This window comes from Thermomonas fusca (assembly GCF_005862345.1).
GTDB lineage: Bacteria > Pseudomonadota > Gammaproteobacteria > Xanthomonadales > Xanthomonadaceae > Thermomonas > Thermomonas fusca.
In genome coordinates this window covers 58,212-68,090 of the sequence record NZ_SROY01000005.1, presented here as the reverse complement: position 1 = coordinate 68,090, position 9,879 = coordinate 58,212, and the positions used below count along the sequence as shown (strand labels likewise).

Sequence of the window (9,879 nt, the reverse complement as noted above, 5' to 3'; positions counted from 1 at the left end):
AGCCGAGCGTCTGGCCGCGGAAGAAGCGGCGCGTCTGGAAGCCGAACGCATCGCCGCGGCGGAAGCCGAGGCTGCACGCGTGGCCGCCGAGCAGGCGGAAGCCGAGCGTCTGGCCGCGGAAGAAGCGGCGCGCCTGGAAGCCGAACGCATCGCCGCGGCGGAAGCCGAGGCTGCACGCCTGGCCGCCGAGCAGACCGAAGCCGAGCGTCGTGCGGCGGCAGAAGCCGCACGCTCGGAAGCCGAACGCATCGCTGCGGCGGAAGCTGAAGCCGAGCGCCAAGCCGCGGAAGAAGCGGCGCGCCTGGAAGCCGAACGCCTTGCAGCGGAAGAGGCGGAGGTCGCGCGCCTGGCGGCCGAACAGGCGGAATCCGAACGCATTGCCGCGGAAGAAGCCGCGCGCCTGGAAGCCGAACGCCTGGCCGCGGAAGAAGCCGAGGTCGCGCGTCTGGCCGCCGAGCAAGCGGAATCCGAACGCACTGCCGCGGAAGAAGCGGCACGCCTGGAAGCCGAGCGTACCGCCGCTGAACAGGCCGAACGCCAAGCCGCGGAAGAAGCCGCGCGCCTGGATATCGAACGCATCGCCGCGGAAGAAGCCGAGGCCGCGCGCCTGGCCGCCGAGCAGGCGGAAGCCGAGCGTCTGGCCGCGGAAGAAGCGGCGCGCCAGGAGGCCGAGCGCATCGCCGCGGAGGCAGCGGCCCGACGCGAGGCCGAACGCGAGGCGGAACGCGTCGAAGCCGAGCGCATCGCCGCCGCGCGCGCCGAGGCCGAACGCCAGGAAGCCGGACGTGTCGCCGCGCGCCGCGCGGAGGCCGAGCGCGCCGAAGCCGAGCGTCGCGCTGCGGACGCCGCAGCTGGCGCCTGGGCGCGGGAGCAGGCGGCGCTGGCCGCGTTGCAGGCGACATCGGGCGCGAGCGAGGACCCGGACGAGGCGCTGGATACCAGCGAACTGGACCTGGAGCTGGTCGACATCTTCGTAGAGGAAGCCGGCGACCTGCTCGACCATTCCGACGGCTTGCTGGCGAAGCTGCGCGAGACGCCGGACGACAACGAACTGGTGGTGGGTCTGCAGCGCGACCTGCATACGCTGAAGGGCGGTGCGCGGATGGCCGGGATGATGCCGGCCGGCGAGCTGGGTCACGCCATGGAATCGCTGCTGGAAGCGGTGGCCGCGCAGAAGGTCGATTTCGGCACCGACGGCGTACCGCTGCTGGAGCGTGGGTTCGATCGCCTGCATGGGATGATCACGCGCATCGCCGCGCGCCGCGCGCTGGGCATGCCCGAGGCGCTGATCGAGGAATTCAACGCGCGCGCCGAGCAACGCCCGGTCGTGGCGGCGCTTGCGTCGGCTGATGACGCCAGGCCTGCACCGACCTCGAAGATCGAACTCAAGCCGCTGTCGGCGCCGCTGGGGCAGGAGGGTTTCGCCGAGGACGAAGAGGTCGGCGTGCGCGCGCCGCAGGAACAGGTGCGCATCCGCGCCGACCTGCTCGACCGGCTGGTGAACTACGCCGGCGAAGTCGCGATCTACCGCGCCCGCCTGGAACAGCAGCTGGCCGCGTTCCGCAGCACCGCGCAGGAAATGGAGCAGACCAACCTGCGCCTGCGCGACCAGCTGCGTCGCCTGGATTCGGAAACCGAAGCGCAGATCATCGCCCGCTTCCAGCGCGAGCACGACACCGGCAACGAAGCCTTCGACCCGCTGGAGCTCGATCGCTTCAGCACCCTGCAACAGCTCTCGCGCGGCCTGGCCGAGTCGGCGGCCGACTTGCAGAGCCTGCACGGGTCGATGGATGACCTGACCCGTCAGTACGAAACCCTGCTCACCCAGCAGTCGCGGGTCAGCTCGGAGCTGCAGGAAGGCCTCATGCGCACGCGCATGCTGCCGTTCGATTCGCTGGTGCCGCGCCTGCGCCGGGTCATCCGCCAGGCCGCCACCGAAACCGGCAAGCAGGCGCAACTCAAGCTGGATGGCGCGCAGGGCGAACTCGACCGCAACGTGCTGGAGCGCATGACTGCGCCGCTGGAGCACATGCTGCGCAACGCCATCGCGCATGGCCTGGAGGCGCCGGAGGCGCGCCGCGCCGCCGGCAAGCACGAAGAAGGCAGCATCCGGGTGGTGGTGCGTCGCGAAGGTTCCGAAGTCGTCCTGCAGATCTCCGACGACGGCGCCGGTCTCAACCGCGCGGCAATCCGCGCGCGTGGCGTGGAGCGCGGGCTGATTGCCGCGGATGCGCAGTTGACCGACGTCGAACTCGACCAGTTGATCATGCAGCCGGGCTTCTCCACCGCCGAAACCGTCAGCCGCCTGGCCGGCCGCGGCGTCGGCATGGACGTGGTCGCCAGCGAGGTCCGCCAGCTGGGCGGAACCATCGACATCGCCTCGCAGCCCGGCGACGGCACGGTGTTCACCCTGCGCCTGCCGCAGACCCTGGCGGTCACCCAGGCGGTGTTCGTCAAGATCGGCGAGACCGAGTACGCGGTGCCCATCGCCTCGGTGCGCGGCGTCGGACGCATCTCCCGCGAAGACCTGGCCAAGCCGGGCGCCGGCTACCGCTACGGCGGCGAGGACTACGCGCTGCACGACCTCGGCACCTTGGTCGGCACCGCGCCGGCGCGTGCCGAAGGGCACCTGCAGATGCCGCTGCTGCTGGTCGGCTCGGGCGAGCTGCGGGCGGCGGTGGCGATCGACCAGGTGTTGGGCAGCCGCGAGATCGTGGTCAAGACCGGCGGTCCGCAGCTGACGTCGGTGCCGGGCATCTTCGGTGCCACCATCATGGGCGATGGCCGCGTGGTGGTGATCCTGGACGTGGCGCCGCTGGTACGCAGGCAGGCCGCGGCGGCGCTGGCCGACGAGGCGGTCGTTCATGTGCCGACTACGCACCGAAAGGTGCCGCTGGTCATGGTGGTGGACGACTCGGTCACCATGCGCAAGGTCACCGGCCGCGTGCTGGAGCGCCACAGCCTGGAGGTGGCGACCGCCAAGGACGGTCTGGATGCGCTGGAGCGGATGGCCGATTTCGTGCCGGATCTGATGCTGCTGGACATCGAGATGCCGCGCATGGACGGCTACGAGCTGGCCACCGCGATGAAGGCGGACCCGCGCCTGCGCAACGTGCCGATCGTGATGATCACCTCGCGTACCGGCGACAAGCACCGCCAGCGCGCCTTCGAGATCGGCGTGGAGCGTTACCTCGGCAAGCCCTACCAGGAAGTCGAGCTGATGCGTAACGTGTTCGAGCTGTTGGGGCTGGAGCACGCGGGCGCCGGAACCGAGCAATGAACACGCACCGCGTGCTGGTGCTGGCGCGCGCGGGGGCCGCGCGCGACCGCACCGAGATGGCGCTGCGGCAGGCTGGCGCAGCGCTGGCGGCGGTGCTGGATCCGGCGACCGCCGACGAGGCGCAGGTCCGCGCGGCTGCGCCGGATGCGCTGTTGGTGGTGCTGGACCCGGTGGCCGAAGCCGCGCTGGAGAAGTTCGAGGCGGTGCTTGCCGACCCGTCGCTGCTGGTGCTGTTCGACGATGCCGAAGTGGCGGCGCGCCGGGACGGCTGGGAAGCCGCGCGCTGGGCGCGCCACCTGGCGGCCAAGCTGCAGGGGCACCGCAACGTGCTGCCGGCGCCGCCGGCAGGCAGCGCACCGGATCGCGATTTCGAGCAGGAGATGCAGGACCTGAGCATGGAAATGGCGGCGATGCAGCCGCTACCGCCGGCGGTGCAGGGTTCGGCGCTGGCCCAGCCGGAAGGCGCGGTGGTGGTGGCGGCCGGCATCGGCGGGCCCGACGCGGTGCGTCAGTTGCTGGGCGGACTGCCTGCGGCTTTCCCGCGCGCGCTGCTGCTGCGGCAGCGCATCGAGGGCGGCCAGTACGACCGCCTGGTCCGGCAGATGCAGCGGGCCGCGCAGATGCCCGTGGTGCTTGCCTGTGCCGGCGAACCGCTGCGTCGCGGCCATGTGTACGTCGTGCCGGATGGTGTCGACGTGGGCGAGGCCCCGGCCGGCCTGCATTTCGTGGAGGCTGCCGGCGAGCCGCGCTTCGCCCCGCTGCGCCCGGGCGACAGCGCCATGCTGCTGCTCAGCGGCGCGCCGCCGGCGCTGGTCGACCTTGCTCTGGCGATGCGCATGGCCGGGGGGCTCGCACTGGGCCAGTCGGCCGAAAACTGTTTCGATCCCGCCGCCAGCCAGGCGCTGGCGGCACGCGGCGGCGAAGCGGACAGCCTCGCCGGAATCTCCCGTCAATTGCTGCAACGCTGGCCCGCCTGAGGTTTCCATGTCCGACATCGCATACATCATCCGCGGCGTGCTCATCCAGGTGGCGGACGCACGCCTGTTGCTGCCCAACGCGACCATCGCCGAGGTGCTGTCCTACGCCGCGCCGGAACCGCTGGAGAACGCGCCGGACTGGTTGCTGGGCAGGATCCGCTGGCGTGGCTGGCAGCTGCCGCTGGTGTCGTTCGCGCGATTTGCGGGCATCGCCGAAGAGCAGGGCGGCCTGGGCAGCAAGGTGATCGTGCTGAAGGCGCTGGGCGGCAACCCCAAGCGGCCGTATTTCGCCCTGCTGACCCAGGGCTTCCCGCGGCTGGTGACGGTCACCGAGGAGACGCTGGCGACGCAGGACGATGGCGGCGACCTGCCTGCCGGCGTATTGGCCCGCGTGCGCCTGGGCGAGAACGACGCGATGGTGCCCGACCTGGCCGCGCTGGAGCAGCACCTGCACGCCGCGCTGGCGGCGGCTGCCTGAGATACGGCGCCCGGCCGCAGAGGCGGCCGGGAAGTGTCAGCCCAAGTCCCCAGACATCGCCTGCAGCGCGGCAATCGCGGCGATGCCGGCGGTTTCGGTGCGCAGGATGCGCGGGCCCAGCCGCAGTCCCTCGAATCCCGCCGCCACCAGCTGTTCGCGATCGCGCGGCGACCAGCCGCCTTCCGGGCCGATGGCCAGCGTGCACGCGCGCAGCTGGTTGCCCTGCAGCGTCGACAGCGTCTGTGGCGCGAACGGATCAAGAATGAAGCCGCGGCCCTCGCGCCGCGCCGCCGCCTGCGCCAGCACGAGCGGCGGGGCGACCTCCGGCACGCGTGCGCGGCCACTTTGTTCGCAGGCCGACACCACCACCTCCCGCCAGTGCGCCACGCGCTTGTCGGCGCGCTGGGCGTCCAGCTTCACCTCGCTGCGTTCGCTGGACGCCGGCAGGATGCGGGCCACGCCCAACTCGGTCGCCTTCTGCAGGATCAGATCCATCTTCTCGCCGCGGGCGATGCCCTGCAGCAGGGTGATGGCGAGCGGCGACTCGTTGTCGACCTGGCGGCTGGCGATGATGTCCGCCAACACCTCGCGTTTGCTGACCGAGGCGATGCGCGCTTCGCGGTCGAAGCCGTCGCCATTGAACAGCACGCAGGGATCGCCGGCCTGCAGGCGCAGCACCCGCACCAGATGGGCGGCGGCGTCCTCGGGCAGGGTGATGGTGCTGCCAACGGGCAGCGGCTGGGCGACGAAGCTGCGGGTCAGGCGCATGGGTTTGCCCTCGCGGATCGCGCCCGGCGGCGCTCTGGAATGCGGGTCGGATTCACGTTGATGCCTCCGCCAGCATCGCGTGGGTGGCCGCCGCCAGCTGTTCCAGCTGCGCGTCGTCGATGCAGTAGGGCGGCATCCAGTACAGCACGTCGCCCAGCGGGCGCAGCAGCACGCCGGCATCCAGCGCCGCGCGGTACATGCGCAGGCCGCGGCGGCCGGCGATTTCCACCGCGTGGCCGTCCTCGTCGTTGCCGGCCTCAGGCTGCAGTTCGATGGCCACCACCATCCCCACCTGACGCACTTCCGCCACCGCCGGGTGCGCCTTGAATGGTGCCGCCAGCGCGGCCATCTTCGCGGCGGTGTCACGGTTGCGCGCCAGTACGTCATCGCCTTCGAGGATGTCCAGCGAGGCCAGTGCCGCCGCGCAGGCCAGCGGGTTGCCGCTGTAGCTGTGCGAATGCAGGAAGGCGCGCTCGCGCGAGTCGTCGAGGAAACCGTCGTAAATGGCCTGCGTGGCCAGCACCGCGCACAGCGGCAGGAAGCCGCCGGTCAGGCCCTTCGACAGGCACAGCAGGTCGGGCTGGATGCCGGCCTGCTCGCAGGCGAACAGGCTGCCGGTGCGGCCGAATCCGGTGGCGATTTCGTCCGCGATCAGGAACACACCGTGCGCGTCGCAGAGTTCGCGCGCGCGCTGCAGGTAGCGCGGGTGGTGCATGCGCATGCCGCCGGCGCACTGCAGCAGCGGCTCGACGATCAGCGCGCAGACTTCGCCGGCGTGCGCAGCCAGCAGGTCGGCCAGGGCGTCGGCGGCGCGTTCGGCGCAGGCGATCGCCGCGGCTTCGTCGCGCGCACCGAAGGCATCCGGCGACGGCGCGAACAGCGTCTCCAGCAGCAGCGGCGCGTACACCCGCCGGTACAGCGGGATATCGCCCACCGAAAGCGCGCCCAGCGTTTCGCCGTGGTAGCTGCCGGTCAGCGCCACGAATTTGGTACGCCCTTCGACACCGCGGTTGTGGAACCAGTGGAAGGCCATCTTCAGCGCCACTTCCACGCCCGCCGAGCCGTTGTCGGCGTAGAACACCTTGGCCAGCGGCGCGCGCCCGGCCTGGTGCGGGGCGATCGCCAGCAGGCGTTCGGCCAGTTCCACCGCCGGTGCGTGCGAGCAGCCGGCCAGGATCACCTGCTCCAGCGTGTGCGCCTGCCGGCCGATGGCCGCGGCGATGCGCGGCTCCGCATGGCCGTGCAGGTTGGTCCACCAGCTGCTGACGCCGTCGAGCACGCGGCGGCCGTCGAAGCCCACCAGCCACGCGCCTTCGCCGCGCTGCACCGGAAACAGCGGCAGGGCATGCGGGTGCTCGCGCATCTGCGTGCAGGGATGCCAGAGCACGGCCAGGTCGCGTGCCCGCCAGTCATCCGCGGCGGCTATCATGGTTCCATCGTGAACGCTTTCCATTCCGCCATTATCGCCGCCGGGGCAGCCGCATGAGCCGCCGCCTGCCGGTCATCCACGGCATCACCGAGCATGACGCCGGCCCGTACCGGATGGAGCGGCTCGATCTGGAGTTCTCCAACGGCGAACGCCGCCTGTACGAGCGTCTGCACGGACGCGGCCATGGCGCGGTGGCGGTGGTGCCGATGCTGGATGCCGACACCGTGCTGCTGGTGCGCGAGTACGCGGCCGGCGTGCACCGCTACGAACTGGGGCTGGTGAAGGGACGCATCGACGCCGGCGAGACGCCGCTCGAAGCCGCCAACCGCGAGCTGATGGAAGAAGCCGGCTACGGTGCGCGCGACCTGCGCGTGCTGCGCAGTCTCACGTTGGCGCCGACCTACATGAGCCACCAGACCCACGTGGTGCTGGCGCGCGACCTGTATCCGCAGCGCCTGCCCGGCGACGAGCCGGAGGAGCTGGAACTGGTGCCGTGGAAACTGGCCGACCTCGGCCAGCTGATCCTGCAGGATGATTTTTCCGAAGGCCGCAGCATCGCGGCGCTGTTCATGGTCCGCGAATGGTTGCAGCAGCATGCAGGTGAATGACGTACTCCGCGATGGCTTGATTCGTATTGCGCGGCAGGCCGCCGCGGCGATCCTGGCGGTCTATGACGGCGAATTCGCGGTGCAGCACAAGGACGACCGCTCGCCGCTGACCGCCGCGGATCTTGCCGCCCATCGCTGCATCGTTTCATGCCTGGCGGAGCTGACGCCCGCCATCCCGGTGCTGTCGGAAGAGTCGAAGGGCCACGACATCGCCGACCGCCGGCAATGGACGCGTTTCTGGCTGGTCGATCCGCTCGACGGCACCCGCGAGTTCATCAAGCGCAACGGCGAGTTCACCGTCAACATCGCCCTGATCGAAGATGGCGTCGCCACCTTCGGCGTGATCCAGCAGCCGGTCACCGGCGCGCTGTGGCACGGCATGCCCGGACATGGCGCGTTCCGTCGCGACGGCGATGCCGATGTCGCCATCCGTGCGCGCATTCCCGCCGCCGCGCCGCTGCGCATCGCCGCCAGCCGTTCGCACCGCGACGCGCGCACGCAGGCGCTGCTGGACGCGCTGCCGGGCAGCGAGGTGCTCGGCTGCGGATCGTCGCTGAAGTTCTGTCGCATTGCCGAGGGCGCGATGGATCTGTACCCGCGCTTCGGTCCGACCAGCGAATGGGATACCGCCGCCGGGCAGGCGATCCTGGAGGCCGCCGGTGGCGCCGTGCTCGACCCGCAGGGCCGGCCGTTCCGCTACAACCAGCGCGACACCCTGCTCAACGGCGATTTCGTTGCGTTGGGCGACATCGCCCTGCGCGCGCGGCTGCCGGCATGAGCGACATCGCGGAATTGCTGGCCATCATGGCCAGGCTGCGCGACCCGGACGGCGGCTGCCCGTGGGACCTGCAGCAGGACTTCGCGAGCATCGCGCCGTACACCATCGAGGAAGCCTACGAAGTCGCCGATGCCATCGACCGCGGCGACATGGCCGACCTCAAGGACGAGCTGGGTGACCTGCTGCTGCAGGTGGTGTTCCACGCGCGCATGGCCGAGGAATCCGGTGCGTTCGCGTTCGGCGACGTGGTGGCGGCGATCTGCGACAAGATGGTGCGCCGGCACCCGCATGTGTTCGCCGCAGGGACCGCCGATGCGGCTGGCGACAGTGCCGCGGTGTTGCGCAACTGGGACGCGATCAAGCGCGCCGAGCGCGACGCCAGGGGCGAGACCGATACTTCCGCGCTGGCCGGAATTTCCCGCGGCCTGCCGGAATGGCAGCGAGCGGTGAAGCTGCAGCACAGGGCGGCCAAGGTCGGCTTCGACTGGCCGGATCCGGCGCCGGTGCTGGACAAGCTGCACGAGGAAATCGACGAGGTGCGCGTCGAGTTCGATGCGGTGGCCGCCGATCCCGGCGATGCCGCCGCGCGCGACCGGCTGGAGGACGAACTCGGCGATGTGCTGTTCGTCTGCGCCAACCTTGCGCGGCATGCCAAGGTCGACGTGGGCAGCGCGCTGCGCCGCGCCAACGCCAAGTTCGAGCGCCGCTTCCGCGCGATGGAGGCGATGGCGGCAGCCGATGGCGGTCTTGCCGGGCAATCGCTGGACGCGCAGGATCGCTATTGGGTGCGCGCCAAGCTGGCGGAGCGCAAGGAATCGTAGGGCGGCGAATGCCGCGGGGATGGGAAACGATGGCCGGCTTTTCGAGCTTCCGCGAGTTCTACCCGTACTACCTGGGCGAGCATCGCAACCGCACCTGCCGGCGCCTGCACTTCGTCGGCACCAGTTTCGCCATCGGTTTCATCGTGCTGGCGGTCAAGGGCGGCAATCCGTGGTGGCTGCTGGCGGCGCTGCTATCAGGCTACGCATTTGCCTGGATGGGCCATTTCTTCTTCGAGAAGAATCGCCCGGCCACCTTCAAGCACCCGTTCTATTCCTTCGCCGGCGACTGGGTGATGTACCGGGACATCCTGATCGGGCGGATTCCGTTCTAGCGTTGCTGGCGGCCACGCGGATGCTCCCGCTGCTGTGGGCGCGGTCACTCCAGAAAGATCAGCCACGCCGCCGCCACGATCAGCGCGAACCCGGCCCAGTGGTTCCATTTCAGCGGCTGGCCCAGATACCAGGCGGAAAACCCGGCGAACACCAGCAGGGTGATGACTTCCTGCATGCCCTTGAGCTGCGGCGCGCTGTAGACCGTGCTGCCGAGGCGATTGGCTGGCACCATCAGCAGGTATTCGAAGAACGCGATCCCCCAGCTGGCCAGGATGACCTTGGGCAGGGCGGTGTCCCGGTATTTCAGATGGCCGTACCACGCAAAGGTCATGAATACGTTGGAAAACACCAGCAGAATCGGCGGCAGCAGGCGGGCGTAAGGCATGCGGGTGGGAAGCGGATGCGGG

The 9,879-nt window shown here is 70.4% G+C and carries 10 protein-coding genes; 7 read left to right on the top strand and 3 right to left on the bottom strand.

Annotation, left to right across the window (positions count from 1 at the left end):
• The 3 genes from E5S66_RS11195 to E5S66_RS11185 form a co-directional block, all read left to right on the top strand.
• Positions 1-3,280, top strand: a 3,280-nt coding sequence (locus tag E5S66_RS11195) for a hybrid sensor histidine kinase/response regulator (protein WP_138349453.1), incomplete at its 5' end; no start/stop codon positions are given.
• Positions 3,277-4,257, top strand: coding sequence for a chemotaxis protein CheB (locus tag E5S66_RS11190; RefSeq protein ID WP_138349305.1), 981 nt, complete (start codon positions 3,277-3,279; stop codon positions 4,255-4,257). The genes E5S66_RS11195 and E5S66_RS11190, both read left to right, overlap by 4 nt.
• Before the next feature lie 7 nt (positions 4,258-4,264).
• Positions 4,265-4,735, top strand: coding sequence for a chemotaxis protein CheW (locus E5S66_RS11185; RefSeq protein WP_138349303.1), 471 nt, complete (start codon positions 4,265-4,267; stop codon positions 4,733-4,735).
• 36 nt (positions 4,736-4,771) lie between these two features.
• Here E5S66_RS11185 and E5S66_RS11180 read toward each other — a convergent pair whose 3' ends face one another.
• A complete protein-coding gene (locus E5S66_RS11180; RefSeq protein WP_138349301.1) occupies positions 4,772-5,503 on the bottom strand; it encodes a 16S rRNA (uracil(1498)-N(3))-methyltransferase in 732 nt (243 codons plus the stop codon).
• Positions 5,504-5,555: 52 nt separating this feature from the next.
• The gene (locus tag E5S66_RS11175) at positions 5,556-6,956 is read right to left on the bottom strand and encodes an adenosylmethionine--8-amino-7-oxononanoate transaminase (protein ID WP_171033543.1); all 1,401 of its coding nucleotides are present in this window, start codon (positions 6,954-6,956) and stop codon (positions 5,556-5,558) included.
• A 29-nt stretch (positions 6,957-6,985) separates the two neighbouring features.
• Between E5S66_RS11175 and nudE the strand changes: the two genes are divergently transcribed.
• Genes nudE through E5S66_RS11155 form a run of 4 tightly spaced genes read left to right on the top strand, consistent with a single transcriptional unit; the run spans position 6,986 to position 9,471 of the window.
• Complete coding sequence (gene nudE / locus E5S66_RS11170) at positions 6,986-7,540, top strand: ADP compounds hydrolase NudE (protein WP_138349297.1); 555 nt, start codon at positions 6,986-6,988, stop codon at positions 7,538-7,540.
• The gene (gene cysQ / locus E5S66_RS11165; RefSeq protein ID WP_425472218.1) at positions 7,533-8,318 is read left to right on the top strand and encodes a 3'(2'),5'-bisphosphate nucleotidase CysQ; all 786 of its coding nucleotides are present in this window, start codon (positions 7,533-7,535) and stop codon (positions 8,316-8,318) included. The genes nudE and cysQ overlap by 8 nt, the downstream gene beginning before the upstream one ends.
• The gene (gene mazG / locus E5S66_RS11160; protein WP_138349293.1) at positions 8,315-9,139 is read left to right on the top strand and encodes a nucleoside triphosphate pyrophosphohydrolase; all 825 of its coding nucleotides are present in this window, start codon (positions 8,315-8,317) and stop codon (positions 9,137-9,139) included. Before cysQ ends, mazG begins: the two co-directional genes overlap by 4 nt.
• 29 nt (positions 9,140-9,168) lie before the next feature.
• Complete coding sequence (locus tag E5S66_RS11155) at positions 9,169-9,471, top strand: Mpo1-like protein (RefSeq protein ID WP_138349291.1); 303 nt, start codon at positions 9,169-9,171, stop codon at positions 9,469-9,471.
• A gap of 44 nt (positions 9,472-9,515) precedes the next feature.
• Here the strand turns inward: E5S66_RS11155 and E5S66_RS11150 are convergent, their stop codons facing one another.
• Positions 9,516-9,857, bottom strand: a complete 342-nt coding sequence (locus E5S66_RS11150) for a DMT family protein (protein ID WP_138349290.1) — start codon at positions 9,855-9,857, stop codon at positions 9,516-9,518.
• Between the last annotated feature and the right edge of the window lie 22 nt (positions 9,858-9,879).

Coding starts and splice junctions, on each gene's coding strand:
- E5S66_RS11180 (WP_138349301.1), bottom strand. CDS start 5,503: ATGCGCCTGACCCGCAGCTTCGTCGCCCAGCCGCTGCCCGTTGGCAGC.
- nudE (WP_138349297.1), top strand. CDS start 6,986: ATGAGCCGCCGCCTGCCGGTCATCCACGGCATCACCGAGCATGACGCC.
- E5S66_RS11155 (WP_138349291.1), top strand. CDS start 9,169: ATGGCCGGCTTTTCGAGCTTCCGCGAGTTCTACCCGTACTACCTGGGC.
- E5S66_RS11190 (WP_138349305.1), top strand. CDS start 3,277: ATGAACACGCACCGCGTGCTGGTGCTGGCGCGCGCGGGGGCCGCGCGC.
- mazG (WP_138349293.1), top strand. CDS start 8,315: ATGAGCGACATCGCGGAATTGCTGGCCATCATGGCCAGGCTGCGCGAC.
- E5S66_RS11150 (WP_138349290.1), bottom strand. CDS start 9,857: ATGCCTTACGCCCGCCTGCTGCCGCCGATTCTGCTGGTGTTTTCCAAC.
- E5S66_RS11175 (WP_171033543.1), bottom strand. CDS start 6,956: ATGGAAAGCGTTCACGATGGAACCATGATAGCCGCCGCGGATGACTGG.
- E5S66_RS11185 (WP_138349303.1), top strand. CDS start 4,265: ATGTCCGACATCGCATACATCATCCGCGGCGTGCTCATCCAGGTGGCG.